24 protein-coding genes and 1 pseudogene are annotated in these 20,698 nt (G+C 46.3%); 3 read left to right on the top strand and 22 right to left on the bottom strand.

The window, feature by feature from the left end:
- Positions 1-79: 79 nt before the first annotated feature.
- On the bottom strand, positions 80-2,089 hold the full coding sequence (locus ABH897_RS12635) for a fibronectin type III domain-containing protein (protein ID WP_404519969.1): 2,010 nt from the start codon (positions 2,087-2,089) through the stop codon (positions 80-82).
- 358 nt (positions 2,090-2,447) lie between these two features.
- Between ABH897_RS12635 and ABH897_RS12630 the strand changes: the two genes are divergently transcribed.
- Entirely contained in the window at positions 2,448-3,206 is a 759-nt protein-coding gene (locus ABH897_RS12630; protein WP_404592096.1) for a DUF2087 domain-containing protein, read from the top strand.
- 33 nt (positions 3,207-3,239) lie between these two features.
- The gene (locus ABH897_RS12625; protein ID WP_404592094.1) at positions 3,240-3,581 is read left to right on the top strand and encodes a GIY-YIG nuclease family protein; all 342 of its coding nucleotides are present in this window, start codon (positions 3,240-3,242) and stop codon (positions 3,579-3,581) included.
- Between the two features lie 2 nt (positions 3,582-3,583).
- On the opposite strand, the gene ABH897_RS12620 is transcribed toward ABH897_RS12625, so the two are convergent.
- The 13 genes and pseudogenes from ABH897_RS12620 to ABH897_RS12560 form a co-directional block, all read right to left on the bottom strand.
- Entirely contained in the window at positions 3,584-4,144 is a 561-nt protein-coding gene (locus tag ABH897_RS12620) for a GNAT family N-acetyltransferase (protein WP_404592153.1), read from the bottom strand.
- Between the two features lie 30 nt (positions 4,145-4,174).
- Entirely contained in the window at positions 4,175-4,732 is a 558-nt protein-coding gene (locus tag ABH897_RS12615; protein ID WP_283655190.1) for a hypothetical protein, read from the bottom strand.
- A gap of 277 nt (positions 4,733-5,009) precedes the next feature.
- Positions 5,010-5,132, bottom strand: a pseudogene (locus ABH897_RS12610) (TetR family transcriptional regulator); the annotation flags it as partial.
- Positions 5,133-5,158: 26 nt separating this feature from the next.
- Positions 5,159-5,575, bottom strand: a complete 417-nt coding sequence (locus ABH897_RS12605; protein ID WP_404592092.1) for an HD domain-containing protein — start codon at positions 5,573-5,575, stop codon at positions 5,159-5,161.
- A 48-nt stretch (positions 5,576-5,623) separates the two neighbouring features.
- A complete protein-coding gene (locus ABH897_RS12600) occupies positions 5,624-6,568 on the bottom strand; it encodes a class I SAM-dependent methyltransferase (RefSeq protein ID WP_404592090.1) in 945 nt (314 codons plus the stop codon).
- A gap of 56 nt (positions 6,569-6,624) precedes the next feature.
- On the bottom strand, positions 6,625-6,771 hold the full coding sequence (locus ABH897_RS12595; RefSeq protein ID WP_404592088.1) for a hypothetical protein: 147 nt from the start codon (positions 6,769-6,771) through the stop codon (positions 6,625-6,627).
- A gap of 117 nt (positions 6,772-6,888) precedes the next feature.
- On the bottom strand, positions 6,889-8,100 hold the full coding sequence (locus tag ABH897_RS12590; protein ID WP_404592151.1) for a rhamnogalacturonan acetylesterase: 1,212 nt from the start codon (positions 8,098-8,100) through the stop codon (positions 6,889-6,891).
- Positions 8,101-8,160: 60 nt separating this feature from the next.
- Positions 8,161-8,649: a ribosomal maturation YjgA family protein gene (locus ABH897_RS12585; RefSeq protein ID WP_404592086.1), complete on the bottom strand. Its 489-nt coding sequence runs from the start codon at positions 8,647-8,649 to the stop codon at positions 8,161-8,163.
- A gap of 243 nt (positions 8,650-8,892) precedes the next feature.
- Positions 8,893-9,486: a GNAT family N-acetyltransferase gene (locus ABH897_RS12580; protein ID WP_404519965.1), complete on the bottom strand. Its 594-nt coding sequence runs from the start codon at positions 9,484-9,486 to the stop codon at positions 8,893-8,895.
- Complete coding sequence (locus ABH897_RS12575; protein WP_283655185.1) at positions 9,483-10,196, bottom strand: HAD family hydrolase; 714 nt, start codon at positions 10,194-10,196, stop codon at positions 9,483-9,485. The genes ABH897_RS12580 and ABH897_RS12575 overlap by 4 nt, the downstream gene beginning before the upstream one ends.
- A 24-nt stretch (positions 10,197-10,220) precedes the next feature.
- Positions 10,221-10,400 (bottom strand): hypothetical protein, encoded by a 180-nt coding sequence (locus ABH897_RS12570; RefSeq protein ID WP_283655184.1) that lies wholly within the window; start codon positions 10,398-10,400, stop codon positions 10,221-10,223.
- 400 nt (positions 10,401-10,800) lie between these two features.
- Positions 10,801-11,886: a saccharopine dehydrogenase family protein gene (locus ABH897_RS12565; RefSeq protein ID WP_404592083.1), complete on the bottom strand. Its 1,086-nt coding sequence runs from the start codon at positions 11,884-11,886 to the stop codon at positions 10,801-10,803.
- Positions 11,873-12,658: a class I SAM-dependent methyltransferase gene (locus ABH897_RS12560; RefSeq protein ID WP_404592149.1), complete on the bottom strand. Its 786-nt coding sequence runs from the start codon at positions 12,656-12,658 to the stop codon at positions 11,873-11,875. The genes ABH897_RS12565 and ABH897_RS12560 overlap by 14 nt, the downstream gene beginning before the upstream one ends.
- Before the next feature lie 333 nt (positions 12,659-12,991).
- Here ABH897_RS12560 and ABH897_RS12555 point away from each other — a divergent pair, with 333 nt between their 5' ends.
- Positions 12,992-14,104: a LuxR C-terminal-related transcriptional regulator gene (locus tag ABH897_RS12555; RefSeq protein ID WP_404592081.1), complete on the top strand. Its 1,113-nt coding sequence runs from the start codon at positions 12,992-12,994 to the stop codon at positions 14,102-14,104.
- A 101-nt stretch (positions 14,105-14,205) separates the two neighbouring features.
- Here ABH897_RS12555 and ABH897_RS12550 read toward each other — a convergent pair whose 3' ends face one another.
- The 8 genes from ABH897_RS12550 to ABH897_RS12515 form a co-directional block, all read right to left on the bottom strand.
- A complete protein-coding gene (locus tag ABH897_RS12550) occupies positions 14,206-14,385 on the bottom strand; it encodes a hypothetical protein (RefSeq protein WP_014280513.1) in 180 nt (59 codons plus the stop codon).
- Between the two features lie 76 nt (positions 14,386-14,461).
- Complete coding sequence (locus ABH897_RS12545; protein WP_404592079.1) at positions 14,462-15,514, bottom strand: diacylglycerol kinase catalytic domain-containing protein; 1,053 nt, start codon at positions 15,512-15,514, stop codon at positions 14,462-14,464.
- Complete coding sequence (locus ABH897_RS12540) at positions 15,511-16,572, bottom strand: SPFH domain-containing protein (RefSeq protein WP_404592077.1); 1,062 nt, start codon at positions 16,570-16,572, stop codon at positions 15,511-15,513. The genes ABH897_RS12545 and ABH897_RS12540 overlap by 4 nt, the downstream gene beginning before the upstream one ends.
- A 168-nt stretch (positions 16,573-16,740) precedes the next feature.
- A complete protein-coding gene (locus ABH897_RS12535; protein WP_404592075.1) occupies positions 16,741-17,406 on the bottom strand; it encodes an HD domain-containing protein in 666 nt (221 codons plus the stop codon).
- A 385-nt stretch (positions 17,407-17,791) separates the two neighbouring features.
- Positions 17,792-18,826 (bottom strand): NAD(P)/FAD-dependent oxidoreductase, encoded by a 1,035-nt coding sequence (locus ABH897_RS12530; RefSeq protein WP_404592073.1) that lies wholly within the window; start codon positions 18,824-18,826, stop codon positions 17,792-17,794.
- A 155-nt stretch (positions 18,827-18,981) separates the two neighbouring features.
- Positions 18,982-19,485 carry a DinB family protein gene (locus tag ABH897_RS12525; RefSeq protein WP_404519955.1) on the bottom strand — a complete coding sequence of 168 codons (504 nt, stop codon included), beginning with the start codon at positions 19,483-19,485 and terminating at the stop codon, positions 18,982-18,984.
- A gap of 16 nt (positions 19,486-19,501) precedes the next feature.
- The gene (locus ABH897_RS12520; protein WP_404519953.1) at positions 19,502-19,951 is read right to left on the bottom strand and encodes a hypothetical protein; all 450 of its coding nucleotides are present in this window, start codon (positions 19,949-19,951) and stop codon (positions 19,502-19,504) included.
- 199 nt (positions 19,952-20,150) lie between these two features.
- On the bottom strand, positions 20,151-20,672 hold the full coding sequence (locus ABH897_RS12515; RefSeq protein ID WP_283655175.1) for a GNAT family N-acetyltransferase: 522 nt from the start codon (positions 20,670-20,672) through the stop codon (positions 20,151-20,153).
- Positions 20,673-20,698: the final 26 nt, after the last annotated feature.

Raw genomic sequence — 20,698 nt, 5'->3', positions numbered from 1 at the left:
TCTTGTTGTTCTAAATCGCAAGTTCTTCTCTCCATTCCCGACTTTAAATTTGGTTACATATCATTTATTTAGAAATTGCTCACTTTATAATCTGTATCAGGTTACCATTGGAGTCATATTGATATTGGAAAACAACTTGGCCATCCTGTTCAATATGTTCAAGCCTTCCATTAACGTCATAAATGTATTTATACTTTCTGGATAAGCCGCTTTTAACACTATTGCTAAATTCCGAATAGTTACCAGCCGCATCCTTGGCTTTTACTGCGAACATATATATTTTCTGAGGTTCTAATTGGTCTACTTGAAAGGTTAATTCCTTGGTATTGCCTATCATCTGACCATTACGATAAACATCATAGCTAACGACTCCAACATCATCGGTAGATGCTTCCCACGTTAAAATAATACGGTCCGGTGTAGGTCTGGAACCTGCCAGCTTCTTCGGTTTGGAAGGGCTTGTTATATCCTTAGGTAAATCATCAATAGCCGGTATACGATCCAATCGATCGTTAAGCTGTTGCTTGTCCGCATCATTGAGATGCACAAGCAAAGCACGGGCTATATTAATCTCAGTTTGTAAATTTGAAGTTTCTGCTTTTACAACTGCTTGTGTAGCTGTGGTCAATTGCTCAGTATAGGCAGCTTTTGCATCAATATTTTTCTGTATGGCTACTACCCTTTCAACAAGCTTGCCCTTGTCTGGATCACGCAGCTTGTTTATTAGTTCTACAGCTGCTGTTACATCGACTTGTAATTTAGAAGTCTCAGCTTGTACTACCGCTGCTGTAGTTTTGGCCAGTTGTTGTACATATTTGGTATCTAGAACTTTTACAACGAAGCTCTGGGATACAGACTTGCCTAACGGATCTGTAGCAGTTATCGTTATCGTCGATTCTCCCGAGCTTTGCGGTTGCAAATTTAGTATCGAGGTATTCCCTTTTGAATCCTTAACCAATTGATGTGTGACAACAGATGAATTTGAATTCGCACCGGAATACCGAAGCTGCTGCTGGTCAGGATCTGTAAAGTATTCGGATAAATCTTTAACTGAAATTCCCTCATCCATTTCAATCGTGGTTGCTGGAATGGTTTTAATAGCTACGGGGCCTCTGTTTATCAAATTTATGACAGAATCTGCAATCTGAGAAACATTTCCAGCGCTATCTTTTGCCCGTGCTTGTATGCGCATCCCGTACTCATTGACATCGATTGGTGAATTGTACACCTTCCATTCGCCTTGATTGATACGATATTCCCTTGATACTGCATCAGAAGGGTAGTTCATTGTAACTCTGATATTGTTGGCTATTTCACCCGCAGGGCTATGACTGAATGATGGCGGCGCAGGCGGTGCTTTATCAATGTTATTGACTACTAATGAATTCACAGCGCTTATATTCCCATATTTATCTGTACAACGAGCAAAAATAGTAGTGTTTTCAGACACTTGAAATGGGTTACTGTATGGAGTCCACGTACCGTTCACACCGATTTTATACTCGCTTTTAGAATTAGCAGGTACACCATCCAATTGGATAGGGACATTTTGATTCGTTATCCCTGTCATATTGGTACTCATACGTGGGCTGGCTGGAGTGGTTAAAACAATTCCTGAGTATGTAAAATTCCCCGAGGATTTAGCTCCATTATTCTCATTAATGTAAAAGTAATTGACAGTAATAGCGTTATTAGAAGATGCAGAAGCACTGTAAAATTTAACCGATAATGCAGCCCCAAGATCTTTGGAATAAACGACTACATTGTTGCGAATAAAATTGATATAAGGAGAACTCGCCTGCACATGTACAATCGAACCGTCTGACAAGGTTACTGCTTCATGTGTAGATGATGGCTCTGTCGTCGGTGTTTGACTGTCTTCTGGTATCCCTATTGATCCGCCCCTGTCTGGTCGTGGATAAATATTTATGGGTATTCCACCTGTAAACGCTGCTGACACTACTGCCTGAGGAAGCACAGTTGTGCTCCATGGAGATAAAAAAACAAATAAGCCAAGTATAGTTAAAACGAGTGACTTAGCTTTCTTTCCCTTTTCCTTCATCCCCAATTCGGAAAAATTATATTTCATTTTTAAAATCCATCTCCTCAAAATTAGTAACAATACGTTGTTAAAAGAATATTAAAATTAATATTCTTTCCTATACCCTCTCATATTCCTCCCTCTTCAAAAGGATATATTTGTATTTCATATGATAACAATGTCGCATTTAATTTGTATATAGCGAATAATGTCGAAATAAAGAAAATTAGAGAAATATTTTTAAATTACCATTAAAAATACTTAAAATAATAAATATCTTTTTTAAACATAATTCCATTTGAATGACCAGTATAATTAACCCCTTCACTTCATCCATTGATTTTATATAAACAAAATATTATATTGTCTATAAAATAATCAACATTTAATCGAGGTGTTTGTAAAAATGGATCATTCCGAGCTATTCTGGAATGCTGGAATCGAGGAACTGAAGCGTGGATATATCCGTCAAGGGGAGCAGGTGATTTGTCTGCTGGACGGACAGCACTACGAGCAAGGAATCATATATCAGGATCAAGGGGTATTTTATGACGCAGAGCGGTATATGCGTCTTCATATTGAGCGGACGTACAGTTCGGTCTTTGACTATTTGATCGGCCTGGACAAAAAGCTGACCGGACTGACGGATCATCAGAATCGATTACTCCAGTTGTTTTATCAAGGCATGGGCGATGCGGATATTCAAAAGGAAACCGGAATCGGCAGCGCATCCACCATCCGCAATCATCGCTTTGGCCTCAAAGAAAAGGAACGGCAGGCCAAGGTATTTCTGACCTTGATGGAGCTGCTAAAAGAAAAAGACCGCCACGCTCCCGCTATCGTCGAAGTGCCTGTACGGGCACGGATGGTGGATGAACGCTACAACATTACCGAAGACGAAAGGCAAAAGGTACTGGCAAAGTATTTTCCAGATGGTACACAGGGTCGCCTGAAAACCTTCAAAATGCAGGAAAAGCATAAGTTGATTGTGCTGCGTGAAATTGCGGGACGTTTTGAGGAAGGACGGACGTATCATGAGAAGGATATTAATGCCATTTTACAGGAAGTGTATGACGATTATGTCACGTTACGAAGATATATGATTGAATATAGTCTACTGGATCGCAAGCCGGATGGCAGTGAATATGGGTTGAAGGAATCTTGAGGCACGATATTTAAAAAACAAGGAGGACTCAACATGAATCGAAGAAAAGAACTGGTGCAGCAGTATATGGAGATCAAGACAGAGGCCGGAATCTACTGTATTCGAAATACACACAACGGAAAAATTTTTGTCGCTGGCACACCAAATTTAAAATCACTGAACGGTCGTCGGTTTGAGTTACAAATGGGCACTTGTCAGAACCAACAGCTGCAACGGGAATGGAATGAGTATGGCGAAGATGCGTTTGAGTTTGAGGTGCTGGAACTTTTGAAGAAAAAAGATTCGGAATTCTTCGATGTCAAAGATGCGCTGGCCAAACTGGAGCAGACCTGGCTTGATCGGCTCCAGCCTTACGGAGAAAAAGGATATTTGTAAAATTACCAATCCGCGCGATATTCTTCTCGAAGGATAGCAAAAATAACAGCATCGACAAACTGACCTTTTTCATAAAAATAGTCTCTCAAGTGACCCTCTTGGGTAAAACCACTTTTGAGCAATAACCGTCTGGAGCCTTCGTTATCTGGATCAATGAAGGCTTCAATACGGTGAACCTGCGGCAAATGAAATCCATAATGAATCACTGCCTTCATCGCTTCTGCCATCAGGCCCTGTCGCCAGTATTCGGGTGCCAGCTCATAGCCGATTTCAATACGAGAGTGCTTCTTGTGCCAGTTATGAAATCCAATAGTACCAACTACACGTTCAGGAGCTTCTCTTAACGTAATCCCCCAACGAAAGCCCTCTTGCTTTTCATATTTGGATCGCATGGAACGAATAAAATGTTCTGCTTGCTTTACCTCTGTAAAGCTTTCCAGATCATAATATTTCGTAACCTCATCTTTGGAGAAATAGGCGAACACATCCTCCGCGTCTCCCAACGTAAGCTGTCTTAAATGCAAGCGGCTGGTTTCCAGCACCGGAAACATTTCCTTTGTCATCATCTATCTCCTTCCTCATATATGAAGATACTATTTCATCAGCCACCAGCCGATTCCGACCATCACCCCATTGATTAAAAATAATAAAATACATGCCTTCCACTTATTTATTCCACTTGTTTGAAAAAATCCAGTCACTGTACTACGGCACATAAACACCGTAAACAGCAAATTCCAAACAATACGCATACCATACTTTACGTAGTATAGGGCAGGACTTAGATGTACGCCCCCCAACATTGGAGGTACATCCGGAATAAACAGGATCGCACACGCATAACGCATCGTTTCATATGTAAAATAAAATACAGCAAGCCACCAGGCCCACTTCTTACCAAATAACATGCCGACACCGGCAGTTGCCCCTGACAAACCGAGCAAAGCGATGAATCCTTGAAACATCCCCCTGCAAATTCCCACCAACGTAGAAGCCTCATTCAACGCATTAAGCGTCAACAGCTGTGTCACCAGCAGAAGAGCTCCATTAAAAATCAGTAAAATGGCTGCAATACTTACACCTAAAGGCCGCTCAAAAACTACATTCGTTACATAGTCTTTTACTTCTTTTTTCGTATACAAATCCGACACTTCTTCTACTCTCCTAACCCAATCATATACATCCATTTTCGGACGGGTACAATAACAGTGTGTGTTTTCGCCTCATTCAGATATATCGGCTTTTAGGAAAATATGGTTTAGATCGTTAACAGAATCCCAAATAGAGTAATATCTATCCTTATACTACCATTCCAAGATGAACTCTGACAAATAAAAGGACTAAAGTCCGGCCTTTCTCCGTGATAAATCTTCAATCATACATACCTGGGTTGCCAATCATTTGGGTGTGCCCAAATTTAAAATAATGTCATTCATGTATATTTCCGATTAAGCCCTTATATAGATGAAGCAACAGATGGCCTCGCCCAATCTGCGCCGCTTCTGCAATTTGCCGAATGGTGGTGGTGCTGTAGCCTTGGGAAATGAATAATTCAGTTGCTTTTCTTTAAAATGGGTTCAATCCAAAAGCTCTTGCAGCGCCTGTTTATACTTTTCTATTCGTGCTGTATCCTTCTCCGTGGGATGAGGGATGCGATCCAGATTCATATTTTCCTGAATATCCGCTATTTTCACTGCTCTGGACAATGGATTGTTTTTGGCTCGGCGTATAAAATCGCTGTACTCCTCTCCCTTGTTCCGAGTGAGTCCTTCCACCGCTTCAATGATGTGTTTCCCAAAGCCCGCTTCTTTCAGTTGATCCGCTGTGACCACTGTATCCTCCAGCACATCATGCAGCACAGCTACTATTTTTTCATCCATCCCCTCTACTCGGTTCATGACCTGAAGCGGGTGAAAAATATAAAGCTGACCGCCCTTGTCCGTCTGTCCCTGGTGAGCCTGTGCGGCAATTGCAATCGCTGTCTCTATGTTCATTGTGCGCCCCTCCATGCTCTGCTTTTTACCTTTGAACACCCTTAGCCATTATGAACGTAATCGTGTTATTTTCGTGGCTTCATAACCTTTAGATGACTGGATATGCTCTACTCGATAACCAGCCTGGATATCCAAAAGCTTTTCCATAAAAGGAAGGCACGGACTATAAATAAAGCTCCCTCCCGGCCGGATTGCCCTAAGCAATTCCATATATTTGTGGGCGTATTCGTGAATATTACCGTCAGCTTTCAGATGATGATGTATAAAATGATTGGAGAACGCCATATGAGAGATAATCGTTCCCCATACGCCTTCCTTGAAGGTTGTCTCCAGCCAATCTCCGTGAGTAACACCTGTTCTCTTTTCAGCCAACCGATCTGTCCCATAAGCCTCGATCCCAAGGGAACGCAAATAGCCGACCAGCCGTGCCTCTGCTCCGCAGCCTACATCGAGAACAGGCTCCTGCAAACGAGCAATGTCCAATCTTAGCAGCTTTGCCTGCAATTGAGGCGTGTATTCCTCACAAGGTATCCAAAAGGTGTACTCACTCTCTGCATACTTGGCAAACATGGTCCGTCCGTTGGTACGAATTAGAAAATCTCTTAAATGCCCGTAATGCTGTTGCAGCAGTAAATTTAGTATACTCTCATTCATAGCCTGGTTTTGGAACAGCTTTTGAATCCGGGTGAAAAGTCGATCATACAATTGCGTAAGCTCATTAAGATGATCGGAGTGAAAATGAATATACTGATTGACGCTCACAAACTGGTGCAGTGTTTTTACCGCGACACCCGTGACAAAAGCGGTATACTCATGCTGACGCTTCAAGCTTTGGAGCATGAGGAGTAGTTCCGGGCTTCTCTGTGTCAGCCAATACGTCATTTCCGGTGAAGGCCCCATCAGGGCGTTCCCCTCATGCATATAAAACAAACTCCGATGCTGATTATAGAGTATTTGACCGTCAATGAGTCTGTTCAACTGGGCAACCGACATTAGCGTTTCCTCCCAAGGCTCAAGATAAATGAAGTTCTTATTTTGCCAATGAATGCTCAAACTGCTCGCACAACTTGATGATATCCTCTACTCTCGCCAAGGAGGTAAGCCAATGCTGCGGAATCTCCCCAAGCCCATAATAAATTCCCGCCAAGCGCGTCTCCGATACATAGACCCAACATACCGTCCTTTATGTTACTCACGCCTGTCCTCTCCTTCTTCTGCCCGGAACGTTAAAGCCCTACCCAAGCCGGAACAGAGCCATCTTTGGGTAGGGCCAGCTTATTTTCTAAGTATACCATGCGTATGGAAATAGCGTTTTATGGTGAATTATTCGTCCGTACATAAGAGGATAAAGGGATATTCAGCTCACGGACACCCTGGGCTACCAGACGGGCTATTTGCTCCGCGCCGTACTCCTGAAAATGCGTATCGTCCTTCACTCCATCAGGGAACGCAGGGTATACTCCCGGCTCCAGATGTAAAAATAACGGAAGTGTCCCTTCCGGACCAAGTGTATTATAATATGCCACACTTAACTGGCTTAGATCGACCAGTGCAACGCCTGTCTCGGATGCCGTTTCCTTCATGGCTTGCACGTATTCCGGAAAACTGATTCGATAGGAAGCACTTGCGGCGTCATAATCCCTGCGGCCAACAGGGGTTATCAGCACAGGTGTGGCCCCGCGCTGTGTCGCTCCCTGAATGTAGGTTTTCAAATAGACTTTATAATCCGCTGGGGAAACATAACGCTCTTGGTTGTTGATTGCCGCATCATTATGACCAAACTGGATGAGCAAATAATCACCCGGTCGGATGGTCCGCAAAATATCGTCCAGTCTTCCTTGTACAAGGAAAGTCTTCGTGCTTCGTCCACCAATAGAACGGTTCACAAAAGTCGTCTCGTCTGTGAAGAACGGCGCAATCATCTGTCCCCAACCAGCCTGAGGCTTCATAGAGGCTTTATAGGTTTGGACTGTGGAATCCCCTGCAAGATATACGGAAGGATGGTCACTCTGCGTTCGAGTCTCTTTTGGCGTAATAACCAGCGCGTTAATCTTCGGATCATTTCCCGAGAAATACAATTCCAGCTGACCATCGATGAGCGCAAGCTCAAATGTGGCCTCGACAAATTGTCCCGCTGTTTTGGTGGTAGGCTCCACCTTGACGATGGACTCGGCCTTTACCGTAATATCTGTGCTTCCGTCTGTATCCCCGGCGATCAGGGAAAGCGTATAATCCGCAGGCGGCAAGTTGACGACAAAGGATGATCCCTGAACACGAACGAAATCCGAACGAATAGCGTCATTTCCACCACGATCCTCTTCTTTCACCTTGGAAAGATCGGTAAATCCATAGCCTCGTTCAGGCGTGTATGCATCCTTGGCGGTGACCTGAGTGTAGCCTGTAGCAACGCTACCTGGGCCAAAGTCAAAACGAAGAGGCCCCGCAAGCTGTTTATCGGCCAATGCCTGCCCCGGAACAAGTATGGTCGCAAACAACAAGCTGAACCCTGCGCATAATCCGATCATTTTACCCAACAACCTGTAACGCTTTCCCTTTTGTCTCAAGCGCAACCCTCGCTTTGCAGATTATTTGAATGACTCGTCATTGTCTATACGTGTAGTGATGCCTGCCAGCCTTCTATAACCTTGGTCCAATGCCCAGGATACCGCAATACCCACCGTGTACCGAACCAGATCGGCGGTCAGGAATCCTTTTCCCAACACCAGCCCGCCCAGTGTCGTCGCCCGGATACTATTAATCCAGGGAGCCTGGTACATCTGACTGAACTCAATGGCGAAACAAAACAGCAAACTGCCCCACAGCGCTACAGACAACCGACGATCCACCCACAACATCCTCAGCCCAAAGTAAATCATGCACGCCCACAAGGCATCCCCAAAATGATTGGCAATGAATTCAGGCAACCGGGAGGAAAAGGTCCGGCTTCCCAAGCCCAACAGGATAGCGACCAGCACCGAAGCCAGATACACAGCTCGGGCCTTCCAGCGGGATTTCACACCCGTGTTCCGATTCGTCTTCCTGTCGATGTCGACGCTTTTACGAGTTCTTCCCATGCTAAATCACCTGACCTAACGTTGGAAAAGCTTCGCCAAGCTGCTGGAATCTCGTCGAGTATCCCCTTAGGTTAGCGCTTGCAAGAGTGCTGATATTCCTGCTGATGTCATATTGTATGCACACTAGCCTGTCTGTATTTTTCATGATCCAATTCATCATAAGGAGGCCTCCGAAATATCGTACAAACGTAGCTTTCTTGCGCTTTTGGCTCATAATATTGTATCCCCGTTCCACTTCTGATGCTAAAATTCAATGCCGCGCACCTTGGCAAAAATCATTTGGCTGGCCAGTGTGCCTTCTTCATCATACTCGACATTCCGCAAAATACCCTCCAGCGTAAAACCTGCCCGTTCTGCTACCTTGGCGCTGCGTGTATTTCTGGAATCACAACGAATCTCGAGCCGATTCGCCTCCAAATGCTGTATGGCAAAATCCGTGATACCGTGTACTGCCTCTGTTATCATGCCTTTTCCTGTGCAAGACGTTCTGAGCCAGTACCCGATTTCAAACTTGCGTGCAGCCCAGTCGATCCGGTGCAAGCCACTGCTGGCTACAAAAGCTCCCGATACCGTCTCAAATACGTACAACATCATGTCAGACCGGTCCAGAAATTGAAGTCTGGCTTGGCGTGAACGGATTTCAGATTCCTCTGGCGTAGGAAGATTTCTTGCAAAAGGCAACCAGGGACGCAATTCTTCCACACTCTCCCGTATGGCTTCATTGACCATCGCCCCATCACCCCACTGTGGAGCGCGAAGCGTCAACCGTTCTGTCTGGAATTGCTCCGGAAACGATAATAAAATGGGGCTGGTCTGATCCGTCTGCACCTTACTCATGATGCTCCCTCCTCCATTTTCCCCGAATAGCTGGCATGATCCAGCCAACCAATAATTTCGCGCAAACTGCCAATCCTGTAATTCGGCACAATGCCCGTTTCCTGCCACGGCATAAATCCCTCCAGCCAGATCGTATGCAAGCCTGCACTTTGGGCACCACGAATATCATTCGTCGGATGATCGCCTACATACCAGACGTTGCCTGGGTCTGTAATCTCCAGCTCATTTAACGCCAACTCGAATATGCGAGGATTAGGCTTCTCCACGCGGACGCCTCCCGAGACGATAATGGAATCAAAATAATCCTTCAGCATCACACGGTTGATCTTTGCTTGTTGTGTGCGGAGTGAGCCATTGGTGATGATACCAAGCTTCAAACCCCGCGACCGCAGCTCGGACAGCACTTCCTTGGCTCCATCCATCAGTACCGTAAACTTATGAAATTCACCATACCAAAAGCCCAGCATTTCCTGTACCGTCGTATCCGGATTTTTCAGTTCCAACTCTGCATGCAGCTCCGTATACAGCTCCCTTTTGTCACGGTATCCATCCTGATCCGCCAGGCGTATGTGCTCGACTATTGCTGCCCTGCTCGCCGGATCTTCCGCCACAATGAAGCGTTCCACAAAACGCTCCGTATATGCCGCAAACGCCTGTTTACGATGAATCAGCGTATTATCCAGATCAAAAATGATCGCTTCTATGGACATCACGAACTCCCTTCTTCCGGTTCGTTATACCGATGAGTTGGAAACAAATTGAACAACTCCGATCACCAAAAGCAAGAAAAATACAGACAAGAAAATGATAAGCATCGTTTTCAGTATTCTTCCGGAAGTCGACCTTCGTTCCAGATTTTCCTCGATCTGGGCCAGTCTGTCCTTGATGTCTTCCAAATCCTGTTCCACCTTCACTTCATTCTCCCCTTTCTTCGTTTTAACTTACTGCTTTCGACCTCAGCAATCTCCTGTATGGATAGACTCGAGGTCATGTTAACTCACCTCCATTTACTGGCAGGAACTGTTTGTATCATCGTGTTCCATCTAAAACTACCAACATGACTCAATTCTTTTCAAAAATGAGCATTTTGCAACAATCCCAAGAGCGATTTCAAATCAGCAATATAGATCGAAACGGTTTAATTCGTCTATCTATTGTACTTTCGAGCGTTGGGAATCGAATGATGCAAAATGCTGAAATATGTACTTCGTACTAGTGTAAACTAACAGGAAAAGAAATCCAAGACCCATCCGCAATGAGTTGCCGAATAAGCTTGGATTACATAAGTCCCTCTTGAGTCAGAAAATATGACTTCTATACCTGCTGTCCGTTCACCTGAATATCCACGGCTACCTGCTGCCCCAGCCATTCCCGCATACGATTCCACGAAAAACACTGCTCCATGTGAAATACACCATGAGGAAGCTCAGAACGGTATAGCGCCAGCGCTGCAAAGACTGCTGCCTTGGCGGTTAAATCGGATTGATGATGTCCCCTTAGTTGGCATTCGACTTTCGTTTCCTTGCCATGGAGGGTTCCTCGCGCATCTACCTTGACTGCCACGGCGTTCCCTCCCAGATGCAGCTTGCTAAAGCTGCGAACCATTGCGTTACGCACGGATTGCTGTCGGAGTAAACCCGATATCCCTGTTGTCCGAAGCCCTGCCAGAAGCCGGGTAGTTAACCGGGAATCGAAGCAAAGACGTGTACTGACCGTAGGAATTCCGAGCGTACGTGGGAGTGTATGCTGATCGGAAAAAGGAAAACGATACGCGCGGTGACGCCCCACTCCTGCGCCGAAGTCTGCCACTCGCCCATCGCTAAAGCTTTTTCGAATCACCGGGCTGCCCTGTTCCATAACCTCCAAATCGGTATGAATCTGGTCCACTGTCCATTCAATGGCAGCCTGACCATGTTCGTCTCCTAAGCCCAGCATCAGAGATATGTTCAACTCATCCGTCTGATCCATAAGCTGCGTCGCTTGCAATGCTAACAGATTCGTCAGCCCCGGGGCCAATCCTACACTTAGCAGGGCAGTAGCCTGATAAGCTCGCGCCTCCTGATGACACCGCTCCACCTGACTCAAGAAAGCTGCATTCGCGGTAATATCCATATAATGCACCCCATGCTGAAGGCAGGCACGTACCAAGTCTGTGTTTTCCTGATCCAGACACATGATAACGATCTTGGCATGCTTTAAAATCGACGAGGCTATCGGCTCATGGATATTAAGCTGTAAAGGCAGTACCTTACCACCCGATTGCTTGCTAAATTCAGTGGCACGTTCCATGCTACGCCCTGCGGCAAACACCTTGCCGGGAAACATTTCACTTAGTTCCGTGCATAAAATTTTTCCAACATGACCGTATCCGCCAATGATGATAATGCTATCCTTTGTCATGAGTAGCTTCTCCCCCTTTAACTGCAAACCACCCATTCACTAAAAAAGCGCCAAAATACCGGGTGATATGGGTAAAGCCTGCATCTACCAACATTCCCTGTATTGCCGTATTGGACACCGGGTCTGACTCACGGCCAATGGAGGCAGCGAATCGCTCCCAATCCTCCAGGGGAATGCCCTGATCCAGCATATGACTTTTCCACGCCTGCATTTGAATGGAAAAGGCAGACTCCTGTGGATTTCCATTGATGGAAGCCAGGCAAAAAGGCGCGCCGGGTTTGAGACGAGCAGATATCTGTTGCAGCAATGCCCGTTTGCTCTCCAGGCTGTGAAGAAAATGAAGCACCAGCAGGCAGGTGGCAGCATCATAAATCGGCTCAGCGTGTGATGCTTCGGTCTGTTTTCCAGACTGCTCCTTAGGCTGTTCTTGGAGTAGTTCTCCGGGCAGTTCTTCCAACGTGCCTGTGACAAATGATATTTTTGACCTTATGCCCGCTTGCGCCACACGCTGACGTGCCAAATCCAGCATGCGTTCAGATGGATCAACTGCCGCAAAAGACCATGCCGCATGTTGTCCTCCGAGTGTAATCAGCTCCTGACCGCCGCCAGCCCCGATAATCAGTACATTCGGATCCGTCGCCTCCGTGCGGGTCTGAGCCTCAAGCTGTGCGGTTATCAAGCGGCACGTCATCTCATACAGATGAGCATATCCCGGTATTTTTAAAGCAATCGTGTCCGGGTACTTGCTTACATTCGGATCGTTCCAGCTCATAGGCTGGTTAGGAATTTTATGTTCAGCGCTTGTATGACGGCTGTTGCCTGTGTGATGAGCGTCCTTAGGATCGTTTGACTTACTACTGCTATATTCCATATATAGTTCCCTCCAAAATCGAACAGCTGGAAAAAGATGCGACTGGCCTTACATCTAGCCTTGATCTTCCCCTAGCATTCGTATATTGTTGATTTAATTGAGGATTTTGCAAAATCCTGAATTAAGAATCATTCTCAATTATAATGACTGTACGTATATTCACCATCCCATAGATGTGGGATTTACTTCGATACAATGTTGCGAAACTCCAGCTTTTCACGATGGGAGCAATGTATGAGCGCACAATATACACAATTTTCACAGCTAAAAGATGCTCGACAGCAAATCATTCGACTGGGAGAAAAAGCCCCTTCATCGCAAGCTTACAAACATACGCTAATCGACCGCTTACGTACTCAGGTTCCGTTCGATGCGGCGTGTTGTACATCAATAGATCCGCATTCGCTGCTTTCCACAGGGGCATTCACCGAATCAGGTGTGGATGGCATTCATTACAAGCTGTTAGAGTACGAATATCTGCGCAATGATGTGATGAAATACGACCAGTTGGTGCGGGAGGGGCAATCCATAGCGACTCTAAACGGAGCTACGGGAGGTCATCCGAATCGGAGCGCACGTTACAGGGATGTTTTGCAGCCTGCCGGATTCGGGGATGAATTACGTGTTCCGTTAATGTACAAAGGAACCTGCTGGGGATTTCTCACGTTGTTTCGCCTTCATACGGAGCCGGTATTTAGTGAGGAAGAGCAGCAGCTTCTTGAAGCCTTAGCGCCGTCCATTGCCTATCATTTACGTCAGGCCAGTGTGGGCTTATCTCCACACTCCGCTATAATTATGGAAAATGATATGGAGCCAGGGGTTCTGGTGCTTTCTGGCAAGCTGGAGCCGATTTCCTCCAATCCAACGGCAGACCAGTGGCTTAAGTTGCTTCGGCAGCAGGAAGGCATCGACGAAAATAGCCTTCCCGCACCCGTTCGGGCGGTATGCTTTCGCGCACTATCCACAGCCCTTCCGGAAGCTTTCACTACTTCCGCTTCACCAGCCAAACTATGTATACCCGCCGCAGACGCAGGAACCCCGTGGGTAACACTCAGGGCCACCCTTCTTCAAAGCGGGCAAAGCAAAGATGAAAAACAGCTTGCCGTATGGTTTGAGCCTGCTAAAGCATCTGAAATGCTGCCGCTCATGGCCGAGATGTTTGCATGGTCCGAGCGGGAAAGACAGATTGTCCGGCTCATTGTTCAAGGCTTTTCGACCCGAGAGCTGGCAAGCGCACTTCATATTTCAGCCTACACGGTGCAGGATCATCTGAAAGCGATTTTCTTGAAAACAGGTGTAAGCAGCCGCCGTGAGCTGGTATGGAAGGTATATTCCAGATTCAACTAATTTCAACCCGCCTATTCCACCATAATACATGCCAAAGAGACAGATGACCCGATTAAGGATCATCTGTCTCTGCATGTTTGCTCTATTTGGACGCAAGAGTCTTATTGCTTCGAAGAGGTTTTCGTATCATCGTAGGACACAGGTGAAGGCTTCGCAATCCATTCGTCAGCCTCCGGCTCGATATCCACGCCGTTTTCCAGCTTGTTTTTCTCCATCAAGGAATCTCCGTCCTCGTTCTTCTTGTTGCGGATTTTCGCTTCGTCTTGAGTGTGGTCGCTCATGTTGATTCCTCCTTTTTGACTTCATCTGATTGATGTACCTTACTCAACATTCCCCATTGCCGTCCTGTGCAAACCTCTACACAACCAGATGCCTTTTTTTCTCTGCCGGACCAATGGTCGCCTCTATCCCGGCATTAAACTCCAGAAAGTCGCTTTCTACTCCATCGCTGAAAATGACTCCATGTTCCGGCATCTGCGAAGCAATCCGCAGCGGTTTTTCGGCTTCCACCTGACCAAATACAAGATCCGCAGCAGTCGTCCGACTGGGAAATGGTTCTCTCACCGTAAAATATAGCGATGGCGAACTCCATGTTGCGCGGTTGTCATGACTATAGTCATCGTCACTGCCATGGTCGCGCCCGTTGCTTCTCCGGCCTCGTTGCCGTCCTTCTTCCACTGCTTCTTGACGGAAAGCGGCGCCCGGCACCAGATGATCTGGAGTCAGCGAAATTGGACGCTGCGTAGCGCTGCCGACAATCCCTGCCGCCCCGGCAAGCACGCTGGTCAACCAGCCTGTCGCGCCCAGCCCCGTCGAAACGATAATGCCGCTGGAGGATTGCTGCTCTACCTGATCCTCCAGCCTCAGCTCATATCTCGCAGAAACATGAGTTTTGCGACCGATGAACAAATCGTTCACAGCGTACATCGATTGACCGTCATTTAGCTGGGCCTTAGCCAGCGTAACCTCCTTGATCGGACGTCTGCGCACGAATACATCTGGCACAACCCAGCGCAAATCTGATACGGTAAAGGGCAGCAGCACCCCGTCCCAGCGCAATGGATCTGGATTCACACCGATAAGCGGCTGCTCGGTCAAGTATTTTAACGTGTTGGCCACCAGCCCATCCTGACCCAGTACCACCACCGTATCCTGCTCACCAAAAATAAAGTTTGGCACATGCTCCCGCTCCACAATCTGAACCCGCCCCAAGGCCGTCAGCTCCGACGTCGCCGTTGCCACCGCTCTGCGGTAATTTTCATCCTCCAGCACATAATCACTGAAATCCGCGCCCAGCCGTTCAATAAAAAACCGGGCCTGCTGCACCGTGTTATACCGGACAATCAGTTCCTCCAGACGTGTTTTTCGCTTCACCAAAATGATCTTGTGCTCTGTCATCCGGTTGCTCATCGACCTCTTCCTCCAGATCCTCTCGTTCCTTCCGATCCGCCTGTTCCTTGACCGGACATCAGACCTTGCAGCAAATCTGGTGTAATGTTTAGCTGACCGATTTTCCCTGCATTTTCTGCAAGCTCCTGGAATGCAATCGCAATCAGCTTATCCGGACTCATATCCATGTTCGTCATAGCCTGAAGCACGTTCGGCTCGACATCCTGCAACGATTTCATGACTGCCGTCAGCTCATAAGCCTTGGCATCGGCTTCCGCCTTTTTATTCGTTACGGTCAGCTCAATCAGCTCACGTTTTTTCTCCTCCAAAGCCGTGTCAAAACGCAGTTGCTCCTCCTTCATCTCGCTTTGCTTCTGCTTCACTGAACGTTCGGCATCGAGCTGGGTTTCGCGGATTTGCTTCTTTTTCGTCTCCACTGCAATTTCGGTGTTCAGCTCATTCTCCTTCACACGCCGCTCCTGCTCAATGGAAGCATTCCGACGCTCATATAGGGCGTGATCCGCATTGCGAAGAATTTCCTCCCTTGCCTGCGCCTCCAGCGCTCGCATCGTTTCTTTATTCGGTAAAATCGCCAAAATCGACAGTCCCATCACCTCAATACCGAGCTTTTCGATTTCCGCGTGTTGAGCGATATCCTTCGCCATACTTTGGGCCAAACGTTCACTGGATTGAACAGCCTCTTTGAGCGGAACACGCTCCAGATATTTTTTGGTCAGCACCTTTGCAATGTTAATCACCCGTTGGGCCAGCTTGCCAGGGTCATCCGAAATGTAGCGATTTGCTTTCAAGTCATACGTATAATTCAAAATCTGCGTCGTTCTCCGATAATCCACAATCCGATAAGTCAGTTGCCCCTGCACCGTCACCGCCTGAAAATCATGGGTCATTTCCTCGAATATGAACGGCACATCAATAGAAGATACAGGAGCGACGACGACTGAGGTTGTTGGAGCATAATAATAAAAGGATAATCCCACGCCTTCCCGAACTACCTTTCCATTCCTCACCTTCATCACATACTCACTGGGCTGAAATTTCACAAAATTAAATCCGAACATAGCCGCTTCCTCGCCTTCCTTATAGTTTTTATTATTTTGTTATTATCAACTTGTTATTAACAATAAGATAGCATACATCTCCGATAATATCAATACGACATTTATATAAAAAAAGGCCGTTCCCCCTCCGATACACTCGGTTAGAGGAAACAGCCTTATTGAAACAACTTATTTATCATCCACATTCCATTCTCTATAAAACTGCTCCAAATACATCTCCATCCATTGATGCCGGACCGCCGCCAGTTCTTTGGCATAAGCGGTATTCATTAAATCCTTGAGCTTTAACAGCTTTTCGTAAAAATGGTATATGGCACTTTTTCCCGCAGCACGATACTCATGCTGTGAAAAATCCTTGTCCGGGTGGTGCATCATGCTGCCTCTTGAGCCTGCATACATAAAAGTCCTCGCGATGCCAATCGCTCCAAGGGCATCCAACCGATCTGCATCCTGCACAACCTGACCTTCCAGCGTATCCATAGGTGGATTTTGTCCACCATTATAGGACATCGTACCGATAATGGTCATCACATGCGTAATCACCCCCGGATCGCTTACATGCAGACGCAGCCAGTGCTCCACTTTGTCGAGTCCCGCTTGTTTGGAGTCGTTTAATTTTTCATCCGCTACATCATGCAGCAGCGCTGCCAGTTCACAAATAAACGTATCTGCGCCTTCTTTGGCAGCAATTTCGAGGGAGAGCTTTCTCACCCGGTCAATGTGCCACCAATCGTGACCACTGTGGTCATGCTCCAACTGCTGCTGTACAAAGGGTTCTGCCTGTTGAATAATATCTGCTAAAACAGCTTCCTGTTGCTCTGTTTGATTCTCCATAAGTCACCTTCCGCTCCCGCCCTTGTATTCCAAGGCGAGTTATTTTAATTTCTTACACTTGTTCATTTACCTATTCATTTGCTTACTGCGGATCATAGAAAGCGCCTTACGGGCTGCCAGCTTTAATCGCCCGGTTGCTAGCTCATACCCATGATGTCCCAAAAGGGTACACCGCTCCTTATCTTTCTACTCAAAATCTGCTATATAAGGCCGAAAAGGACAGGCTATCTCTATTTTATTCTATATGGTGTATGGCATCCAACCTTTGTGATGGAGTTAGTGACCGTACAAAAAAGAACTTCCAATTCCACATCAACAGTGGTCTCGGAAGTTCTTTTGCGTTTTGCCTATCCTATCTCTATCCTATCAGACTTATTTACGTATCTTACTCCACGACACCAAGCTCGCGGTTTTTTTCCTTGAAACGGCTGTTGTGGGAAGATACATAGGCCACTTTATCTGCTGCGGGATCAATGTACAGCTTGGCGCTATTCAGCGCAAGGGCAGCATCCGTAAACGTACCCGCAATCAGATACAGCTTGCTTCCGTACTCGACAAAATCGCCTGCGCCGAAAACCCCTGGCAGATTCGTTTCCAGCTTCTCACTCACTCTGGCATGCCACTCACCCATATCCAGTCCCCAATCCCGAAGCGGGCCAAAATCCGATTTCAGACCATGGTTCACAATGATTGCATCGACGTTCAATACTTGTGTTTCACCCGTCTCTACATGACTGATCGTCACCTGTTCAATCGTCTCGCCATTATTACTATGCAATTGGCTCACCGCGTAAGGTGTGAGGACATGAACAGAAGAAGCTTTCATGCGGGCTATATTTTTCTCGTGACCGCCAAAATGCTCTCGACGATGGACTACTGTCACATTTGCGGCAATAGATTCCAGCTCATTCGCCCAATCCACAGCCGAGTCGCCTCCTCCGGAAATCAGGACATGCTTGCCTCGGAACGGCTCCAATTCTTGCACAGTATAATGCAAGTTTGTAACCTCAAAGCGGTCAGCTCCTTCAATCTCCAGCTTGGCCATTTTGAGAATGCCATAGCCAACTGCCAGCACCACTGTACGTGTCCAATGCTGTTCCCCTGTCGCAGAGGTCAATAGGAAGGTTCCATCCTCTTGCCGATCCAAACCTGTGATCTGCTGTCCCAGCACAATCGTAGGCTCGAACGTCAACGCCTGCTGCTCTAGCTGATCAATCAGCTTTTCACATAATATCGGCGTGACACCTCCAACATCCCAAATCATCTTCTCCGGGTAAATGCGCATCCGTCCGCCCAGCTCATGCTTGGCTTCAATTAACTTGGTCTTCATATCTCTCATTCCGCTGTAAAATGCGGTATACATACCGGCAGGACCACCGCCGATTATCGTTACATCATATAATTCCAAGGACTCTTTCACTCTGCAACTCTCCCTACCTTAGCGTGATATGTCTGCTCCTATTATAAGTGATAATAATTATCAATATCAATTAAGAATTAAAAACATATCCGCTTCGGGAGTTTTTGTGACCTTGGAACTACATTTTTATACGGTATATATGGCTGTTGTTTCTCTCATTTTTCTGAGGTATTCAGAGATTGCTGCACTATAGCACGTAACGCTTTCTCATTAAGTCCTGTCTGTACAAATTGAAAGCGGTGATCTGCTAATCTCTGCACGCGGTCTATGATCTGACCCAGATGATAAGCCGTATGCTCCACCACATGGTAAACATTGTACATATCTATCGAGCCTGTGTTGTCCAATGCTGCGCAGAAGGATGAAAAAGCCTCTTCCACCTCAACCATAAGCTGCACCTTGTCTTGTAGCGAAGGTGTGAAGCTATCCTCCATCCCTTGCTTATATGTAATCGTCGGATCTATGAGCTTAGCTGCGTTTCTACGCACATGCACCATGATATGATTGATAATACCACCTATACTGTTCGTTTCCCCTTCACCAACCTGCCACAGCACCTGTTCGTCCAAAGTCTCGACGCATGCCCGCAGCTTTATCAAGTATTGATCGTTCATTCTGTGCTTGGAGATGATTTTAAACTCACGCATGGAAGAATCCATATTTCCCCTGCTCCTCTCATAAGAATTTTTCAAAAAATGACTTCCCATCTATAATCCAATACCGCTCAGACGGAGACACCTCGTTCAAAAAGTTTTGATATTCCCCATTCCATCCCGCTGGAACATAATGCTCAAACGATGCTGGCTCTGGAAACAGCGAATAGAGAATTTTCTGGTCAAAATCAACATACAGCGCAGGGCAGAACTCTAACACCTCATCCTTATGCTCAATGGCATCAGCCAGCATACTGAGCAGTAAGGTTAGTTCATCAGCAGCTACTCTATATTCACAGATATGCCCCAAAAATGCTCCTGCCGTTGTTTCATCCAAAATGGGAATACCAAACCGTTCCTCCATTTCTGTATTCAGAAACCAATACTCTCTTTCGGTCACATACCAGTTCCATTGTCCTTCAAAAATGACACCCACAATGATGTTTTGCGCATATTCAGGCTGTAATTTCATAAGCTTTTCGCGCTACCCTCCTTCTTACTTTCTTGTTGTATACCACGACTTCGCAAAATCTTTATTTGGGATACTCGGTTCCGTTTAATGCCAATATAACAGATTCCAACGGCAGAATCGGACGTTATAGCAAGGTGTCTCCGAATAACCGTGGAGAATTCAGACCCATGTATGAGCAAGCGTATATGCGAAAATCCACTTACAGTTCTATCCAAAATCGATTCATACGATTTCCATCTTCATCAACGTAATCCTGATCCGGTGTTCCTCCGTTGCCAAGGATTGTTTTTTTGGAGGCGATATTATCGGAGTCGCATACGACCAAAGCTCTGGAAATCCCCAGCTCTTTTGCTTTTTCCAGTGCCAACGCAAGCATAGTAACAGCGTAGCTATTCCCCCGTGCGGAAGGACGGATACCGTAGCCGATATGCCCTCCGGTATTTAACAGCTTTTCGTTAAGCTCATGCCTGATGTTTACCACTCCGACGACCTGCTCAATTGCAGTCACAAGCCAATACGTTGAGGTTTTGACCCAGCCTTCCGACAGACCAATTCCATTTTCCTGATTGCTCAAAAACGTCAGCATACCTTCAAAATCATACGGTTCTGTAGAAATTACCCACGGTACCATAAGCTCCTGACTCTGTTTCCATTCCTCATAAAAAGAAAGATAAGCTTCCTTCCATACACTTTCCGGCTTTACCAAGCTCACTGTTTGCACGCCTATCACTTCCTCCTATTAAACTC

This window comes from Paenibacillus sp. RC73 (assembly GCF_044908085.1).
Taxonomy (GTDB): Bacteria; Bacillota; Bacilli; order Paenibacillales; family Paenibacillaceae; genus Paenibacillus; species Paenibacillus terrae_A.
Note: the sequence above shows the minus strand (reverse complement) of the source record. Positions and strands in the feature narration are given on the sequence as shown.

Bases quoted from the DNA above. Each gene is read 5' to 3' on its own strand.
- ABH897_RS12605 (WP_404592092.1), bottom strand. From the start codon at position 5,575: ATGAACATAGAGACAGCGATTGCAATTGCCGCACAGGCTCACCAGGGA.
- ABH897_RS12540 (WP_404592077.1), bottom strand. From the start codon at position 16,572: ATGTTCGGATTTAATTTTGTGAAATTTCAGCCCAGTGAGTATGTGATG.
- ABH897_RS12525 (WP_404519955.1), bottom strand. From the start codon at position 19,485: ATGGATTCTTCCATGCGTGAGTTTAAAATCATCTCCAAGCACAGAATG.
- ABH897_RS12555 (WP_404592081.1), top strand. From the start codon at position 12,992: ATGAGCGCACAATATACACAATTTTCACAGCTAAAAGATGCTCGACAG.
- ABH897_RS12535 (WP_404592075.1), bottom strand. From the start codon at position 17,406: ATGGAGAATCAAACAGAGCAACAGGAAGCTGTTTTAGCAGATATTATT.
- ABH897_RS12545 (WP_404592079.1), bottom strand. From the start codon at position 15,514: ATGAGCAACCGGATGACAGAGCACAAGATCATTTTGGTGAAGCGAAAA.
- ABH897_RS12620 (WP_404592153.1), bottom strand. From the start codon at position 4,144: ATGACAAAGGAAATGTTTCCGGTGCTGGAAACCAGCCGCTTGCATTTA.
- ABH897_RS12575 (WP_283655185.1), bottom strand. From the start codon at position 10,196: ATGTCCATAGAAGCGATCATTTTTGATCTGGATAATACGCTGATTCAT.
- ABH897_RS12550 (WP_014280513.1), bottom strand. From the start codon at position 14,385: ATGAGCGACCACACTCAAGACGAAGCGAAAATCCGCAACAAGAAGAAC.
- ABH897_RS12630 (WP_404592096.1), top strand. From the start codon at position 2,448: ATGGATCATTCCGAGCTATTCTGGAATGCTGGAATCGAGGAACTGAAG.
- ABH897_RS12565 (WP_404592083.1), bottom strand. From the start codon at position 11,886: ATGACAAAGGATAGCATTATCATCATTGGCGGATACGGTCATGTTGGA.
- ABH897_RS12585 (WP_404592086.1), bottom strand. From the start codon at position 8,649: ATGGGAAGAACTCGTAAAAGCGTCGACATCGACAGGAAGACGAATCGG.
- ABH897_RS12560 (WP_404592149.1), bottom strand. From the start codon at position 12,658: ATGAGCTGGAACGATCCGAATGTAAGCAAGTACCCGGACACGATTGCT.
- ABH897_RS12635 (WP_404519969.1), bottom strand. From the start codon at position 2,089: ATGAAATATAATTTTTCCGAATTGGGGATGAAGGAAAAGGGAAAGAAA.
- ABH897_RS12590 (WP_404592151.1), bottom strand. From the start codon at position 8,100: ATGATCGGATTATGCGCAGGGTTCAGCTTGTTGTTTGCGACCATACTT.
- ABH897_RS12625 (WP_404592094.1), top strand. From the start codon at position 3,240: ATGAATCGAAGAAAAGAACTGGTGCAGCAGTATATGGAGATCAAGACA.
- ABH897_RS12600 (WP_404592090.1), bottom strand. From the start codon at position 6,568: ATGTCGGTTGCCCAGTTGAACAGACTCATTGACGGTCAAATACTCTAT.
- ABH897_RS12580 (WP_404519965.1), bottom strand. From the start codon at position 9,486: ATGAGTAAGGTGCAGACGGATCAGACCAGCCCCATTTTATTATCGTTT.
- ABH897_RS12520 (WP_404519953.1), bottom strand. From the start codon at position 19,951: ATGAAATTACAGCCTGAATATGCGCAAAACATCATTGTGGGTGTCATT.